General features: G+C 74.7%; 15 protein-coding genes and 1 pseudogene. 5 read left to right on the plus strand and 11 right to left on the minus strand.

What is annotated here, in order from left to right; genetic code table 11:
• Window positions 1-157: 157 nt before the first annotated feature.
• Window positions 158-748, minus strand: coding sequence for a TetR/AcrR family transcriptional regulator (locus C3492_RS21060; RefSeq protein WP_103813312.1), 591 nt, complete (start codon window positions 746-748; stop codon window positions 158-160).
• Window positions 749-850: 102 nt separating this feature from the next.
• Here C3492_RS21060 and C3492_RS21065 point away from each other — a divergent pair, with 102 nt between their 5' ends.
• The gene (locus C3492_RS21065) at window positions 851-1729 is read left to right on the plus strand and encodes an NAD(P)-dependent oxidoreductase (RefSeq protein WP_103813313.1); all 879 of its coding nucleotides are present in this window, start codon (window positions 851-853) and stop codon (window positions 1727-1729) included.
• Between the two features lie 60 nt (window positions 1730-1789).
• Here the strand turns inward: C3492_RS21065 and C3492_RS21070 are convergent, their stop codons facing one another.
• Complete coding sequence (locus C3492_RS21070; protein WP_103813314.1) at window positions 1790-2227, minus strand: PPOX class F420-dependent oxidoreductase; 438 nt, start codon at window positions 2225-2227, stop codon at window positions 1790-1792.
• A 100-nt stretch (window positions 2228-2327) separates the two neighbouring features.
• Here C3492_RS21070 and C3492_RS21075 point away from each other — a divergent pair, with 100 nt between their 5' ends.
• The 3 genes from C3492_RS21075 to C3492_RS21085 all read left to right on the plus strand — a co-directional run bounded on the left by C3492_RS21075 (window position 2328) and on the right by C3492_RS21085 (window position 5917).
• Window positions 2328-2912: a TetR/AcrR family transcriptional regulator gene (locus tag C3492_RS21075; RefSeq protein ID WP_103813315.1), complete on the plus strand. Its 585-nt coding sequence runs from the start codon at window positions 2328-2330 to the stop codon at window positions 2910-2912.
• Window positions 2909-4279, plus strand: coding sequence for an MFS transporter (locus tag C3492_RS21080; protein ID WP_103813316.1), 1371 nt, complete (start codon window positions 2909-2911; stop codon window positions 4277-4279). Before C3492_RS21075 ends, C3492_RS21080 begins: the two co-directional genes overlap by 4 nt.
• Window positions 4280-4693: 414 nt before the next feature.
• Window positions 4694-5917, plus strand: a complete 1224-nt coding sequence (locus C3492_RS21085) for a serine hydrolase (protein WP_103813317.1) — start codon at window positions 4694-4696, stop codon at window positions 5915-5917.
• A 12-nt stretch (window positions 5918-5929) separates the two neighbouring features.
• Here C3492_RS21085 and C3492_RS21090 read toward each other — a convergent pair whose 3' ends face one another.
• The 4 genes from C3492_RS21090 to ribA form a co-directional block, all read right to left on the minus strand.
• Window positions 5930-7087 (minus strand): saccharopine dehydrogenase family protein, encoded by a 1158-nt coding sequence (locus tag C3492_RS21090; protein ID WP_103813318.1) that lies wholly within the window; start codon window positions 7085-7087, stop codon window positions 5930-5932.
• Entirely contained in the window at window positions 7084-8142 is a 1059-nt protein-coding gene (locus C3492_RS21095) for a saccharopine dehydrogenase (RefSeq protein ID WP_103813319.1), read from the minus strand. Before C3492_RS21095 ends, C3492_RS21090 begins: the two co-directional genes overlap by 4 nt.
• Complete coding sequence (locus tag C3492_RS21100) at window positions 8139-9284, minus strand: FAD-binding oxidoreductase (protein ID WP_103813320.1); 1146 nt, start codon at window positions 9282-9284, stop codon at window positions 8139-8141. Before C3492_RS21100 ends, C3492_RS21095 begins: the two co-directional genes overlap by 4 nt.
• Window positions 9285-9378: 94 nt before the next feature.
• On the minus strand, window positions 9379-10050 hold the full coding sequence (gene ribA, locus C3492_RS21105; RefSeq protein ID WP_103813321.1) for a GTP cyclohydrolase II: 672 nt from the start codon (window positions 10048-10050) through the stop codon (window positions 9379-9381).
• Window positions 10051-10088: 38 nt separating this feature from the next.
• On the opposite strand from ribA, the pseudogene C3492_RS21110 reads away from it, so the two are divergent.
• Window positions 10089-10847 (plus strand): annotated as a pseudogene (locus C3492_RS21110) (creatininase family protein); the annotation flags it as partial.
• Here the strand turns inward: C3492_RS21110 and C3492_RS45885 are convergent.
• From C3492_RS45885 to C3492_RS21135, 5 genes are all read right to left on the minus strand, one after another.
• Complete coding sequence (locus C3492_RS45885) at window positions 10733-11956, minus strand: lysylphosphatidylglycerol synthase transmembrane domain-containing protein (RefSeq protein WP_258055818.1); 1224 nt, start codon at window positions 11954-11956, stop codon at window positions 10733-10735. The pseudogene C3492_RS21110 and the gene C3492_RS45885 sit on opposite strands and share 115 nt — an antisense overlap.
• Before the next feature lie 161 nt (window positions 11957-12117).
• Entirely contained in the window at window positions 12118-13161 is a 1044-nt protein-coding gene (locus C3492_RS21120) for a class I SAM-dependent methyltransferase (RefSeq protein ID WP_103813489.1), read from the minus strand.
• Between the two features lie 197 nt (window positions 13162-13358).
• On the minus strand, window positions 13359-14540 hold the full coding sequence (locus C3492_RS21125; protein ID WP_103813324.1) for a glycosyltransferase family 4 protein: 1182 nt from the start codon (window positions 14538-14540) through the stop codon (window positions 13359-13361).
• Entirely contained in the window at window positions 14537-14935 is a 399-nt protein-coding gene (locus C3492_RS21130; protein ID WP_103813325.1) for a 6-carboxytetrahydropterin synthase, read from the minus strand. The genes C3492_RS21125 and C3492_RS21130 overlap by 4 nt, the downstream gene beginning before the upstream one ends.
• Window positions 14936-15044: 109 nt before the next feature.
• Window positions 15045-16034: a zinc-binding alcohol dehydrogenase gene (locus C3492_RS21135; protein WP_103813326.1), complete on the minus strand. Its 990-nt coding sequence runs from the start codon at window positions 16032-16034 to the stop codon at window positions 15045-15047.
• Between the last annotated feature and the right edge of the window lie 62 nt (window positions 16035-16096).

A 16096-nucleotide genomic window follows, 5' to 3' on the forward strand; every position in this document is an offset into this window, starting at 1 on the left:
CCGTGCGGGCGGCGCCCCGCCGGGGAACGGGGCCTGCCTGGCGGAGGGGCCCTGCGGGCGGCGCCCCGCCGGGGAACGGGGGCCTGCCTGATGGAGGGGTCGTGCGGGTGGCGTCCCGCCCGGGGCGACCAGAGGCCCACGCTACGGGGCAGGGTGCTCAGGAGCCCGTGGCGGAGTCCAGCAGCGGGCCGAGTTCCTCGACGACCGTCGCCAGGGGCCGCACGTCCCGCTCGGCGCGTGCCATCAGGATCGCGCCCTCCAACGCGCTGATCATGAGGGTGGCCAGGGACTCGGCTCGGGACGGGGGGACGCCCATGTCCGTCAACGCCTCGGCGACCGGGCCCCGCCAGGTCGCGAAGGCGGTGGCCGCCGCCTCCCGGGTCGAGTCGCCGGACGTGGCGCAGTCGACGGTGGCGGCGGCGACCGGGCATCCCGCCGCGAAGCCGTCCGCCGCGTACTCGTCGGTCCACTGCGCGGCCATCGCCGCGAACAGACCGCTCGGCGTCGGCCGGTCGAGTCCCGCGAGGAAGCGGGCGACCCGCTTGCCCGCGTACCGGCCGGCCCATGCGACCGCCTCGTTGACCAGCTGTTCCTTACCACCAGGGAAGTAGTGCTGGAGGGAGCCGCGCGGTGCCTCCGCGTGCGCGGCGACCTCCCGCATGCCGGTCGCGGTGACCCCCTGCCGCCGGATGAGCTGGGCCGCGCTGAACACCATCCGCTCCCGCGGTCCGCGCCGCGCCTGCGTCATCGTCGACCTCCGTTCCTCCCGCGCCACTGTATGACCACCGTCATAGGGACGGCTACTATGACCGGTGTCATAGTCGACCCGTGGCGCGGAGGGCGGCCTGCCATGCACGTCGGATTCATCGGTCTCGGAGTGATGGGGCGGCCCATGGCCCTGCGCCTGGCGTCGGCCGGCACCCCCCTGGTGGTCTGGAACCGGACCCCGGAGCGGACGGAGCCGCTGCGCGCGGCCGGCGCCGAGGTCGCCGCGGACGCCGGCGAGGTGTTCGCGCGGGCCGAGGTGGTGCTGCTGATGCTCGCCGACGAGACGGCGACGGACGCGGTCCTCGGCCGGGGCACGTCCGAACTGGCCGCGCGGGTCGCGGGCCGGACCGTCGTCCACATGGGCACGACCTCCCCGGAGTACTCCCACGCCCTGGAGACCGAGATCCGCGCCGCCGGCGGCCGCTATGTCGAGGCGCCCGTCTCCGGGTCCCGGGTGCCGGCGGAGCAGGGGCAGCTCGTGGCCATGCTCGCCGGTGAGGAGGCCGCCGTGGCCGCCGTACGGCCGCTGCTCGCGCCGATGTGCCGGGAGGCGTTCCCGTGCGGTCCGGCGCCGGGGGCGCTGCTGATGAAGCTGGCGGTGAACATCTTCCTGATCACCCAGGTGACCGGGCTGACCGAGGCGTTCCACTTCGCCGAGCGGCAGGGTCTGGACCGCCGGCTGTTCCTGGACGTCCTGGACGCGGGCCCGATGGCCAGCGGGGTGTCCCGCATGAAGGCGCCCAAGCTGCGCGAGCGGGACTTCGCGGTGCAGGCGGCGGCGCTGGACGTGCTCAAGAACAACCGGCTGATCGCCGAGGCCGCCCGCAAGGCCCGTCTCGCCTCCCCGCTCCTCGACGTCTGCCACACCCTGTTCGAGGAGACGGTGGCGCAGGGATACGGCGGCGAGGACATGGTCGCCGTCCTGCGGGCGATCGAGGCACGGACCGCGGAGTCGCCGTGAGCGGGCGGCTGGGCGCGGACCGGTTCCTCCAGGCGCCGTGAGCGCACCGGCCGCCGTGGGTCAGCCCTTCGGGATGCCGTACGTCCGCTCGACGTGCAGCCGGACCACCAGGCGGCGGTCGCGGACCATCGCGGCCCGGTAGTCGTCCCAGTCCGGGTGCTCACCGAGGACGTCCCGGTAGAGCCGGATCAGCTCCTCGACGGTCTCGTCGTGCGGGTCGGCGGCGACCGGCGTCAGCTCGGCGGTGCCCTCGGCGACGGTGTACGCCCAGCGGTCGTCGCTGGTGACGTGGTACGAGGCACGGGGGTCACGGCGGAGGTTGCGGGTCTTGGCGCGGTCGTCGGTGACCGAGATCCGGATGACCCCCTCGTCGGGGTAATAGGCGTGACTGACGTTGGACAGCTGGGGGCGGCCGTCGCGCCTGAGGGTGACCAGTACGCCGGCGTGTCCCGCGGAGAGGAGGCCGAGCAGCGTGTCCTGCGAGGAGTCCTGGGTCATACCGAGTCCAACTCACGGCGGCCCCCGGTGCATTCCCCGCGGACAGCGATCGGTGGGATGTCAGTAGACAGTGTCTACGCACACCTGGTAGACACTGTCCATGACCGACTCCGATCTGGGCCTGCGGGCACGGCTGGTGGACGTGGGCGTGGAGCTGCTGGCCGCCGAGGGTCCGCAGGCGCTGACCCTGCGGGAGATCGCCCGGCGCGCGGGCGTGTCGCACGGGGCGCCGCGCCGCTACTTCCCCACCCACCTGGAACTGCTCTCCGCCATCGCCCGACGGGGCTTCATCGAACTGGGCGAGCGGGTCCACGCGACGCTGGAACAGGAGCCCGGAGGGCCACGCGCCCAAGTGGCGGCGCTGGCGCGGACGTACCTGGAGTTCGCACTGGAGCGGCCGGGCATGTACGAGTTGATGTTCCGTCATGACCTGCTGGAGAGCGGTCACCTGGGGCTGCGGGGCACGAGCCTTCCGCTGTTCAGCCTGCTGGCGGGGCTGATCGGTGACGCGGACCCCGATGCCGACGCCCGGCGGGTGGCGGGCGCCCTGTGGGCGAACCTGCACGGAGCGGCCCAGCTGTGGCGCTGGCGCAGTCTGCAACTCGCCCTGGGTGAGGAAGATTTCGGCCCTCTGCTCGACACCGTCCTCACCGCGCACCTGGGCGGGCCGGGGGGTGGCCGGTGAACCGGTCCTGGACGCTGGCGAGCAGTGTGGCGGGCGCGGTGGTCGTCGCGCTGGACGGTACGGTCCTCACCGTCGCGCAGCCCAGTCTGCAACGGGAGTTGGACGCGTCGTTCGCCCAGGTGCAGTGGACCAGTACCGCGTATCTCGTCGCGGTCGCGAGCCTGCTGGTGTTCGCGGGGCGACTCGGTGACCGGTACGGGCATCGGCGCGTGTTCGGACTCGGCATGCTGGGCTTCGGCGCCGCCTCGGTCGGCATCGGCCTCGCGCCCGGGGTGGGGTGGGTGATCGGACTGCGGGCGGTGCAGGGTGTGTTCGGGGCGCTGTTGCAGCCGGCCACACTGGGCATGCTGCGGGCCGCCTACCCGCCGGACCGGCTCGCGTCGCCGCTGGCCGTGCGGACCGCCGCGATCGGGCTGGCGGCGGCAGCGGGACCGCTGCTGGGCGGGGCGCTGGTGACCGGTCTCGGCTGGCGGGCGGTGTTCTTCGTCAACGTGCCGCCCGCGCTCGTCTTCGGCCTGCCCGCCCTGCTCCGCCCGGAGCGGCGCCCGGCGCCCGCCCGCACCCCGCTGGACCTGCCCGGGGCCGTCCTGCTCGCGGTGACCCTGGCCGGCCTGGTGTACGCGGTCACGGCCCGGCCGGTCTCCGGGGCGGGCCTCGCCCTGTCCGGGGTGACGGCGGCCGTCCTGGTCCGGCACGAGCGGCGGACGGCGAGCCCGCTGCTGCCGCCCGAGGTGATCGGCTCCCGTGCGGTCGGAGCGGCGCTCGGCGTCCTGGTCGCCGTCTCCGCGTCCCTGTTCGGCACGCTGTTCGTCGCCACGTACGTCCTCCAGCGCCGCCTCGGCCTCGACCCGTTCGACAGCGCACTGCGCAGCCTGCCGCTGGCCGTGTTCATGGTGTTCTCGGCCTCGCTGTGCCCCGCCCTGCTGGGCCGGTGCGGTGCGCGGGCGACGACGGCGGGGGCGACGGCGGTGCTCGTGCTCGGCGTCCTGGTGCTGTCCGGGGCCACCGGCACACCCGCGTTCGGGTGCGGGTTCGCGCTGCTGGGCGCCGGGTTCGGCACGGTGATGGTGGCGGCCACGCAGGTGATCGTGCGGCGAGCGGAGGTGACGGTGGCCGGGGTCGCGGGCGGGTTGCAGCAGACCGCGCTGAACGTCGGTCCCGCCGTGGGCGTGGCCGGCGCGACCGCCCTGCTGAGCACGGGCACCGGCCCGACCCTGCTCACCCTGGCGGCCCTCACCGCCCTCGCCCTGCCGGCGACCCGCGCCCTGCCCACCCGCGCACGCCCGGCCCCGCCGGCAGCGGCCACGCCCCCGGTCCCCCACACCCCAAAGACGCCGATCCAGGCCGCTGCTCCTCCGCCACCATGAGGAACGCCGCCGCAGGAAGCCGCCACGCACCCTGACCGACGCACCCACCGGCCCCCTCCCGCCCCGTCGGCAACGCCCCCCGTCCCCGGCCGGTGCTCCTCCGCGACGCGGGGAAGGATGCCCGCGGCAGATCGAGACGATCCATAAGGGGCCCGAGGCAAGCCCGGACACTCCATGACGACGCGACCCACCGGCCCTGCCCCCGCCCCGTCGGGAACAGCCGCGGGCACCCACCGACCCCGCCCCGCCCGTCGACGCCGCCCTCCCGGCCTCCCACCCCCACACACGTCGAATCGATCACACACCCCCCGGATGGGCCCCTCCCGACCAGCGGTCCTGCGCGACGATGAGAGGTGGGTGCGGGCCCGCGCGGGAATCGGGACGCATCGGGGACGACGCGACCGGAGGAGAGCGATGGGACAGCTGCGACAGGATGTGGAGCCGGCGGAGGCGGGGCTGGACGCCGGGGCGCTGGACCGCCTGGACCGGCACTTCGCCCAGCACGTCGACGCGGGACGCCTGCCCGGCTTCCTGGTGGCCGTGGCCCGCGGTGGCCGGGTCGCGCATCTGACCACGTACGGGCTGCGGGACGTGGCCGCCGGGCTGCCGGTCGAGCCGGACACGCTGTGGCGGATCTACTCGATGACCAAGCCGGTCACCGCGGTCGCGGTGCTGCTGCTGGTGCAGGAGGGCCGGCTGTCCCTGGACGACCCGCTGGAACGTCATCTGCCCGCCTTCGCCGACCCCCTTGTGTATGTGGAGGGTTCGGGCACCGACGTGCGCACCCGCCCGGCCGCAGGTCCCATCCTGATCCGGCATCTGCTCACCCACACCGCGGGCCTGACCTTCGGCTTCTACCACCGCCACCCGGTGGACGCGCTCTACCGCGAGGCGGGCCTTGAGTACTCGGTGCCGCCGGGCAAGGACCTGGCGGAGACCGTCGAGGTCTACGCGCGCATGCCGTTGCAGTTCGACCCGGGCACCCGGTGGAACTACTCGGTGGCCTCCAACGTGCTGGGCCGGGTGATCGAGGTGGTGTCCGGGCAGCCGCTGGACGCGTTCTTCGCCGAGCGGATCCTCGGCCCGCTCGGCATGACCGACACCGGCTTCCACATCGCGCCCGAGCAGGCGGACAGGCTCGCCGAGCTGTACGGCGAGACGGACGAGGGCGGGATCGAACCGGTACCGGGTCTGCCGGTGCGCGGCCGGCCGCGGTTCCTGTCCGGCAGCGGCGGCCTGGTCTCCTCCGCGTACGACTTCCACCGGTTCATGGAGCTGCTGCGCCGGGGCGGCGAACTGGACGGCGTACGGCTGCTCGCCCCGGAGACGCTCGCCCTGATGACCCGCAACCAGCTCCCGGGCGGGGCCACCATCCGCTCCTTCGGCGCCCCGGTCCACCAGGAACCGGGCATGGACGGCCTCGGCTTCGGCTTCAACGTCTCCGTCGTCACCGACCCGGCCCGCACCCTGGCCCCGTCCCACCCCGGCACGTACGGCTGGACCGGCGTGGCCACCACCGCGTTCTGGGTCGCCCCGGCCCACGACGTGACCGTGCAGTTCATGAGCCAGGTGCGCCCGAAGAGGCTGAAGGTCTTCCCCGAGCTGCGGCGGCTGGTGCACGAGGCGGTGGCGGACTGACCCGGCGGCCGGCTACTGGCCGAGGGTCAGGGTGAACTCCAGCCCGTCGTCGGCGAGTTCGGCCAGCCAACGGTCCGCGCGCTGGGCGGTCTCCGCCGCCCGGTGCAGACCGGCCCGCAGGCTGCCGTCCAGGATGTGCCGGACGCCGAGGGCGAGCGGGCGGGAGACACAGCGGGCCATCGCGGACTCCTCGGCGTCACCGGTCAGGTCGAGCAGGTAGGCGCCGGTCCAGTGCCGGCCCTCGCCCGCGTCGACCTTGAGGGAGACGGAGAGCACCACCCGGTCGCGGTCGGCGTCCGTGGTCGGGTGGGCCGCCGCCAGCCGCCGCGCCAGCGCGGCGATCCGTTCGTCGTCGTCCGTCGTCAGCTCCTCGAAGACCGGCTCCCACGCCTTCAGCCAGCCGTCCAGCCGGAGGGTGCCCCGGACGAAGGTGCGCGGGGTCCAGGCGGCGGGCAGGCCGTACCGGGCGACGAAGGGGATGCTGTCGCGGTTGGGGTAGGCCTCGAAGGTCTCGCCGTCCAGGACGAGCGGGCGGGTCGCCTCCCAGGGCCGGTCGGCCGTGGTCTCCACGCCGTCCTCCAGGTACCGCGCGGGCGAGCGCAGGGCGCCCAGCACACCGAGCGGCGCCCAGCTGAAGCGGTAGCGGAAGTCGTTCGGCACGGCCGGGACGCCGCCGCAGTACGAGGTGAGCCGGTAGGAGGCCGGGGTGTGCTCGCCGACGCGCGCCCGGGCCCGGCCGATGAGGCTGTGCGCGAAGAGGTGGTCGATGCCCGGGTCCAGGCCGGTCTCGGTGAGCACGACCAGGCCCGCCGCCCGCGCCGCCTCCGTGTGCGCCAGCAGTTCCGGCGACACATAGCTGGAGCAGGCGAAGTGCGCGCGGGCCCGTACGCAGACGGCCAGCAGTTCGGCGTGCTGCGGTGCGGGCAGCATCGACACCACGACGTCGCCGGGCTCCAGCGCTGCGGCGAGGGCGGCCGGGGTGGTGAGGGCGCGGGGCTCGGCCCGTCCGGTCAGGCCGAGGCCGGCCAGCGCCTCGGCCGCGCGGTCCTCGGTGCGGTGCCACAGCAGGACCCGGCCGGCCGTACGGCACAGGCCGGCGAGCCCGCTGCCGGTGGACAGTCCGGCGCCGACCCAGTGGACGGTTCCGCTCGCCGGGACGCGGTCGGTCATGAGCGCGACTCCCCTTCCTCGGTGCCGAGTTCACGGCAGGCCTGGTGGAACCGGTCGAGACAGCGGCCCCAGGCGCCGCCCGGGCCGAAGGCGAGCAGCTGCGGCAGCAGGGCCGCCGAGAAGTCGACGCTGGACTCCCGGGGCAGCAGCGACGGCAGGTTGTCGATGGCGATCAGATCCAGCGGCGGCTCCTTGCGCAGCCGGCGCACAGGCTCGGTCCAGTCCGTCGTACGGTCGTAGACCGGCAGGACGTTGAACGGGGAGCCGACGTCACAGGTGACATCGCACAGGGTGCGCAGCCGGCGGGCCGGGGAGTCCAGGTCCTCCTCGCGCAGGAACGGCGGAACCAGGGTGGTGGCGAGGACCGCGTTCACCATCACGTCGTGCCCGAGCAGGGCCCGCCGGTCCAGGTCGCGGGTCTCCGCCAGGTCCCAGCGGGTCGCCTCGACGCCCGCCGTGCGGAAGGCCGTCGACGCGCCCCGCCCGCTGCGTCCGAGGGCGCCGATCACCAGCGCCGCGAACTCCGTGTCCCCGGGCGCCGGCCGCAGTACGGCGTCCAGGTCGTCCTTCGTCGTGGGCGCCAGCGGTGCCGTCAGCCGGCCCCGGTGCTGGAGCACGGCGAGCGTGGCCCCCAGATATCCCGCCCAGTAGCCGAAGGCGGCGAGCCGGCGGCCCTCGTCGTCCACCAGGTACTCCAGGTCCAGCAGCGCCCCGCCGCCGGCCGTGAACCGGCGCAGCAGCCCGGCGGCGCCCGGCTGCTGTTTGTAGGCGTGCCCGAAGAAGATGTGCCGGTGGATCAACTCCGCCGGTTCGTCGGGGAGTTCCTTCAGGCCGAGGATCACGGTGTCGCGGGGTGCCGCCACCCAGGAGCCCGCCGGGGCGCGGCGGCAGCCGGCCGCCTCGTACTCCTCGATGGGGAAGACGCGCTGCGGGGACTCCTCGACGGTGAGGGTGACCCCGCTGTCGACCAGCCGGCGGGCGTCGGCGGGGACGACGGGCGTGCGCCGTTCGGTCGTACGGGGCTCGTGGCGCAGCCACAGGTGGAGCTCGGTCATACCAGGTTGGCCTCCGGGCGCGGGGCGTCGGCCGCGAACCGGCCGGCGCTCAGGGGGCTGATGTCCAGGAAGGGTACGCGGCCGAGGTACAGGTCGCGGATCACCTCGCCGACGGCCGGCCCTTGGAGGAAGCCGTGCCCGGAGAAGCCGGTCGCGTACAGGAACCGGGACACCTCCGGCGCCTCGCCGATCAGGGCGTTGTGGTCGGGGGTGTTCTCGTACAGGCCCGCCCAGCCGCCGGTGCGGGGCAGGTCGAGCAGGGCGGGGGCGCGCTGCCGCATCGCCTCGGCGAGCCGCGGGATCCACCGGTCGTGGGTGTCGGTGGCGAAGCCGGGCCGCTCGTCCGGGTCGGACATGCCGAGCAGCAGGCCGGGGCCCTCCCGGTGGAAGTAGAGGCTGGTGGTGAAGTCGATGGTCATGGGCAGCGTGGGCGGCAGGCCCGGCACCGGTCCGGTGACGGCGATCTGCCGCCGCAGCGGCCGTACCGGCAGCTCCACGCCCACCATGGCGCCGACCGCCCGGGACCAGGCGCCCGCCGCGCAGATCACCGTGCCGGTCTCGATCCGGCCGAGGGTCGTGCTGACGGCGGTGATGCTGTCGCCGCGCAGTTCGATGCCGGTGACCTCGGTGTGGCGCAGGATGCGGGCGCCGTGGGCGCGGGCGGCGCCCGCGTAGCCGTGGACGACGGCCTCCGGGGTGCAGTGGCCGTCGTCCGGGGAGTACGCGGCGGCCAGCAGGCCGTCGGTGCGGATCAGCGGGGAGAGGCGGCGGGCCTCCTTCGGGGTGAGCAGGCGGCTGGGCACCCCGAGGGAGTTCTGCAACCGCACGCCCGCCTCGAAGGAGGCCACCTGCCCGGGCGTGGAGAGCAGGAACAGATAGCCGACCCGGCGCAGCCCGATGTCCTGCCCGACCTCCTCCTCGAACCGGCCGAACGCCTCCAGGCTGCGCGCCCCCAGCCGGATGTTCAGCTCGTCGGAGAACTGCGCCCGCACTCCCCCGGCGGCCTTCGAGGTGGAGCCGGCGGCGAGTTCGTCCCGTTCGACGAGGACGACGTCCCGCACTCCGGCCCGCGCCAGGTGCCAGGCGATGCTCGTGCCCATCACCCCGCCGCCGACGATGACCACCTCGGCCCGAAGGTCCACGCCGCCGCCTCCTCCACCGCCCGCACGCCTGTCGCCTGTCGCCTGTCGCCTGATCCTTTCCGGAACTCCGCCCGCCCAACCGGCGACCGGGCGTTCAGGAGCCGTGGGCGACGGCGTCCAGATGGGGCAGGTGGTGGTCCATCCGCTCCCGCTTGGTCCGCAGGTACGTGATGTTGCTCTCGCACGGCTCGATCAGCAGCGGCACCTGCTCGGCGACCTGGACGCCGTGCCGGACCAGCGCCTCCCGCTTGCGCGGGTTGTTGGACATCAGCCGTACCGAGCGCACCCCGAGGTCACGCAGGATCTCGGCGGCCACGCCGTAGTCGCGGGCGTCCACCGGCAGGCCGAGCGCCAGGTTCGCCTCCACCGTGTCCAGGCCCTCCGCCTGGAGCGCCATCGCGCGCAGCTTGGCGAGCAGACCGATGCCGCGCCCCTCGTGTCCCCTCAAGTACACGACGATGCCGCTGCCTTCGGCGACCACCGCGCGCATCGCCGCCTCCAGCTGGTCCCCGCACTCGCAGTGCCGGGAGCCGAACGCGTCCCCGGTCAGGCACTCCGAGTGCAGCCGGGTCAGCACGTTCTCGGTACCGATCTCGCCGTACACCAGGGCCACTTGCTCGTCACCGCGGTCGTGGTCCAGGTAGCCGACCGCCTGGAATTTCCCGTACACGGTGGGCAGGGGTGCATTCACGACGCGTTCCGCGCCGGAACGCCGCGGGGACTTCTTGCCGAGTACGCCGATGTTGACGCCGGTGTTTTCTGTCATGATCTGATTCCTAAGCAGAGACGAAAGGCCGTGAAAAGATGAGTGGTTCGGGCGCGCGGACGGCGGCGTACGCGGTGGTGAGCGGCGTGGTGCCGACGGACACCACCGAGGACGTACGGACCCGGGGGGCGGGCGTGTCAGCACAGGTCGCCGTCCTTCCCGTCGGGAGCTTCGAACAGCACGGTCCGTTCCTTCCGCTGGCGACCGACACGCTGGTCGCCTGCGCCGTGGCGCGGGAGATCGCCGCCGCGTACCCGGTGCACCTCCTCCCTCCGGTGACGGTCTCCTGCTCGCACGAGCACGCGGCCTGGCCGGGGACCGTCAGCATCTCCGCCGTGACCCTCCACGCGGTGGTCTCCGACATCGCGGCGTCGCTGCGCCGCTCGGGCGTCGAGGCACTGGTCGTCGTCAACGGGCACGGCGGCAACTACGTGCTGGGCAACGTCGTCCAGGAGTCCTCCGCGCGCGGTGAGCGGATGGCGCTGTTCCCGGCCGCCGAGGACTGGGAGGCGGCGCGGGAGCGGGCCGGGGTGGTCACCTCGCTGCTCACCGACATGCACGCGGGAGAAATCGAGACCTCGATTCTGCTGCACGCTCACCCCGAATTCGTCCGCCCTGGTCACGAGTCCGCCGATTTCGTCGCCGACGACCGTCGCCATCTGCTCACCGTGGGAATGTCCGCCTATACCGAATCGGGCGTCATCGGCCGTCCTTCCCTGGGTTCGGCGGAAAAGGGGAAGGAACTGCTGGCGAGTTTGGCGGAATCCTTCGAGCCGTATTTCAGGCTGCTCACCTCGGCGCCGGACCGGGACTGACCCCGGCCGGCGGCCCCCTGCCGACCGGGACCCGTGGGGGCGGCCCCGGTCGGCGGGCGGTCGCCGGCGGCGGGGGTGGCGAACGGTGCGGCGGGCCCGGTGCGCAGGGTCTCGTACCAGCGCAGGAGCAGGACCACGGCGCCGGGCAGGCTCGCCACGAAGCTCAGTACGCCGTAGACCACGGCGACCGCGACACCGGTGTCCGCGCCGAGCCCCGCCGCGCCGAACGCCCAGGCGGTGACGCCCTCGCGGGGGCCGAAACCGCCGACGTTCAGCGGCAGCCCCATGGCCAGCAGCGCCAGTACCGCGAGCGGCAGCAGCACCGCGACCGGCGCGGCCGAGCCGGCCACCCGGGCCGCGACGACGAACATGACCAGGTGCCCGGCCAGGACGACCGCGGAGGACAGTGCGACACCCGGCCCGCTCTGCCGGGACGCCAGTCCCCGGCGGGCCTCGCCGAGCGTCCGGCGCAGCGCGCCGTGCCGGCGGCCCGGCGGCCGGTTCATCCGGACGGCGAGGACGACGGCCAGCGCGCCGACGGCGGCCAGCGCCGTGAGCGGGGCGAAGCCACGGACCTCGGCACGCACCGGCGACGGCAGGGTCAGCAGCACCGCCGCGCCCGCCACGGCCAGCGCGATCTGCCCCGCGACCCGCTCCAGTACGACCGCCTTCACCCCGCGCCGGACGTCACCCGCGCTCTGCCCGTGCCGGACCGCCCGGTGCACATCGCCCAGGATTCCGCCGGGCAGGGCCGCGTTCAGGAACAGCGCCCGGTAGTAGTCGGCCACGGCCGCTCCCAGCGGCAGCCGCAGCCGCAGACCCCGGGCCACCAGCTGCCAACGCCACGCGCTGCACACGGTGGTGACCACGCCGACGCCCAGCGCCGCCAGCACCGTCACGGCGTCGATGCGCCGCAGTCCGTCCAGCAGGGCACCGGTACCGAGCCGCCACAGGAGCGCGGCGAGGATGCCGGCCCCGACGAGGGTGCCGACGTGGGTACGCAGGCTGCGGGAGTCGCGGCGCCGGGGGGTGGGGGGTGTCGCGTCCGCGCGGAGTGCCTGTGCCTGCGCCTCTGTCCGTGCCTGCGTCATGTGCGGGCACGCGGGAGCCGACTGGGGCGCGGCGCCTGCCGGTTCCGCCGGTGTCGTACGCGCGTCCGTGCCGGTGTCCTCGCCCGGCGTTGCCGTACCCGCGTACGTGCCCGTGTCCGCCCCCGTCGGCACCCTCGTGCCCGCTGCCGTCGTCCTCCCGCTCACGCCGCCGCGCCCCTCGGCCTGGGCAGCGCCAGCAGGTCGGTGTGGTGGACGGTGACCCGCAGCGCGCCGGCCGCGCAGGCGGCGAGCCGGGTGCTCAGGTACGTCTCGGCCCGGTCGCCCAGGTCCGGCCGTTGTTCGACGGCGGCGCCCACCCAGCCGCGCAGCCACTGCTCGGTCAGCGCGGCCTCCTCGGCGCCGAGCCGCCACGGGCTCGCGTGCACCCGGACCGTCGCCCCGCGCTCGGCGAACGCCTCGCAGGCCACGGTGACCGCGTCCGGGCCGAGCAGCCCGCCGCGCCGCTGGTGGGCGTTGAACGCCTCGGCGATCTCGGCGTCCAGCGGGTCCTCGGGGGCGAGTTCGACGCGTCCCGCGACGGAGAGGGTGAGCAGCGCCGGGCAGCCGGCGCCCGCGCAGGCGTCCGCCAGGGCATCGATCTCCTCCCGGGTGAGCACGTCGAGCAACGCGGACGCGGTGACCAGCGAGGCCCCGGTCAGCGCTTCCGGGGTGAGCCGGGCGACGTCACCGCGCCGGGTCTCCACCGTGACGCGGCTGCCGTCGGCGGCGGAGCGCGGGGAGGCCACGGCGGCGAAGTGCAGCAGGTAGGGATCGCGGTCGTGCAGGATCCAGTGCTGGGCGCCGTCGAGGCGGGGCGCGAGCCAGCGGCCCATCGAGCCGGTGCCGCAGCCCAGGTCGTGCACCACCAGTCCGCCGGACCGGCCCGGCAGGTTGGCCAGCCGGATCCGCAGCGGGTCCAGCAGTTCCTGCGCGCGGGCCACCGCGTCGGCGCCTTCCCGCAGTTGCAGCCACTCGGGCGCGTACCGCGGGGGTTCCTCCTGGTCGCCGTCCCGCAGTCGTACGGTGGACCGCTCGCCGGGACGGACCACGGGCCCGGCACCGGCGACGACCGGACCGGCAGCGCCGTCACCGGCGGAGCCGCCGGCGCCGGTCGGCCCGGTCCCCGGCGTGCCGCCGCGCCCGCCCGCCCCGCTGGGACCCCCGGCACCGGTCTCGCCGCCGGGTGCCTCCGCACCCACCTCCATGCCCACGGTCTCCACGCCTGGTACCTCCTCGCTCCGCGCACCCGCGGCACCCTGCACGAACTCTTGTGCCGCGGGCCCGGGCCGAGCGGGAACCAGTCCGTCCGCAGCGGACCGGACGCCCACCGCGTCACCGCCCCTCGACCCACCCGGCTCCCACCGCACCTGCGCCACCTCCGCGCCCCTGTCCCCGTGCCCGCTCACGCCGTCCTCCTCGGTCGTTCCGGGAGGCGGCCGAGGACCGCCGCGAGGCTGCGGGCGGTGGTCGCCCAGCCGTCGAGGGCGGCGCGGCGGCCGCGGGCCGCGGCCTTGAGGCGGCGGCGCACGTCGGGTTCGCCGAACCAGCCGCGCAGTTCGGCGGCGAGCGCGGCGGGGTCCTCCGGCGGGACGAGGATGCCGGGCACCCCGCCGTCCGGGGCGCGGCCGACCGCCTCGGGCAGTCCGCCGACGTCGGTCGCGAGGACGGGGATGCCCCGGGCGAGGGCCTCGGTGACCGCCATGCCGTAGGTCTCGGCGTAAGAGGTGAGGACCATCAGGTCGGCGGCGGCGTAGGAGGCGTCGAGGTCGGCGCCGGAGCGGGGGCCGGTGAGACGCAGGCGGTCGGTGAGACCGTGCCGGGCGATCAGCTCCCGCAGGTGGGTCACGTAGTCCGGGTCGTGGCCGAGGCCGCCGACGCACTCGCAGGTCCACGGCAGGTCCCGGACCGCCGCGAGCGCCTCCACCAGCCGGTGCTGGCCCTTGCGCGGGGTCACCGCTGCCACGCATAGCAGGCGGGAGACGCCGTCGGTGCCGGGTGCGAGGGGCGCGATGTCGGCGCCGGGCGCGGCCACGTGCACCCGGTCGGGGGCGAGTCCGTGGTGGGAGACGAGCCGGCGGACCGCCCAGTCGCTGGTGGCTATCACCGCGGGCACCGCCCGCAGCACCATCCGCTCGCGCGCGTCCAGGTCGGCGGCGACGGCCGGGTCCAGGCCGGTCTCGTCACCGAGGGGGAGGTGGACGAGGACCGCGAGGCGCAGGCGCCGCGCCTCGGGGACGACGGTCTCGGGGACTCCGCAGGCGACGAGGCCGTCGAGGAGGACGACGGAGTCGTCCGGGAGGCTCCGCAGCGTGCGGGCGAGCGCGTCGCGGGCGGCGGCGTCCGGGCGCGGCCAGGTGCCGGGTACGGCGTGCCGGGTGACCTGCCAGCCGAAGCCGGGCAGGTCCAGGCAGACCCGGCGGTCGTAGGCGTTGCCGCCGCTGGGTGCGGCCGGGTCGTCGACGCCGCCCGGCATCACGAAGTGCACACTGCGCAGGGACATGGGGATGATTCCGGCGTTCGGGGCGGCGCTGGGCTGCGAGGGCACGTACGCGAGGCGTGCCCGCTCCACGGTCAGGTCGGTCACAGGTCACGCTCGTAACTCGCCCAGGCGATGTGGGACTCGTGGAGCGTGACGGTGATCCCGGCGAGGCCCTTGGCGCCCTCGCCGAGCGCGCCCTTCGCGATCCGCTCGGCGAGCCGGTCGGCGATGACCTTGGCCAGGAACTCGGTGGAGGTGTTGACGCCGGCGAACTCCGGCTCGTCGTCGAGGTTGCGGTAGTTCAGCTCCGCGGTGATGGTGCGCAGTTCCTGCGTGGCCAGGCCGATGTCGACCACGATGTTGTCCTCGTCCAGCTGCTCGCGGCGGAACGTCGCGTCCACGAGGAACGTGGCGCCGTGCAGGCGCTGCGCGGGTCCGAAGACCTCGCCGCGGAAGCTGTGGGCGATCATGATGTGATCGCGGACGGTGATGCTGAACAACGGACGACCCTCCAGGTGCGGCGCGTCTGGTCCCCCGCCTTGCCCGCCGGGGGATGCCGTGTAGTACGGCTCTTCGCTTCCCCGTGTTCAGCCGTTCCTCACTCTTTTCTCAGGTCAGACCGGTCTCCGTGTACCGGATCCGGTGGCACAGGGCGGGGATCTCACCGGACGCCAGCCTGGGCATCACGTCCGGGAGTTCCTCGAAAGCGCTCTCCCCGGTGATGAGCGCGTCCAACGCCGGGTCGGCGAGCAGGTCCAGGGCGAGCGCCATCCGGTCGGCGTAGGTACGGCCGGACCGGGCGGCCGGGGAGACGGTGCCGACCTGGCTGCCGCGCACGGTGAGCCGGCGGGAGTGGAAGGCCTCGCCGAGCGGCAGGGCCACGCGCCGGTCGCCGTACCAGCTCAGTTCCACGACCGTGCCCTCGGGGGCGAGGAGTTGCAGGGCCCGGGTGAGGCCGGCCTCGGTGGCGCTGGCGTGGACGACGAGGTCGCAGTCGCCGAGGGCGTCGGCCGGTGCGGCGAAGTCGATGCCGAGCGCCTCGGCGGTCCCGGCGCGGGCCGGGTCGGCGTCGACCAGCTGGAGGCGGACGCCGGGGAAGCGGGCGAGCAGTGCGGCGACCGAGCAGCCGACCATGCCGCCGCCGACGACCGCGATCCGGTCGCCGAGCAGCGGTGTCGCGTCCCACACGGCGTTGACGGCGGTCTCGACGGTCCCGGCGAGCACGGCCCGCCCGGCGGGCACCCGCTCGGGCACGACGGTGACGGCGCTCACCGGAACGACGTAACGGCTCTGGTGCGGGTACAGGCAGAAGACGGTACGGCCCGTCAGCGCGGCCGGGCCCGCCTCGACCACGCCGACGCTGAGGTAGCCGTACTTCACCGGTGCCGGGAAGTCGCCCTCCTGGAACGGTGCGCGCATCACGGTGTGCTGGCTCTCCGGCACGCCGCCCCGGAAGACGAGGGTCTCCGTGCCCCGGCTGACTCCGGAGTACAGGGCCCGGACCAGGACCTCGTCCTCGGCGGGCTCCGCGAGGGTGACCTCGCGCAGCTCCCCGTGGCCGGGCGAGCGGAGCCAGAACGCGCGGGCCGACCGGTTCATCGGCATCCTCCTGAACGATCGGGAAGTTGTTCACGTACCGAGTTGTGCACAGGCCGCGCACA

The sequence above is a fragment of the Streptomyces sp. Ru62 genome, assembly GCF_002920615.1.
GTDB lineage: Bacteria > Actinomycetota > Actinomycetes > Streptomycetales > Streptomycetaceae > Streptomyces.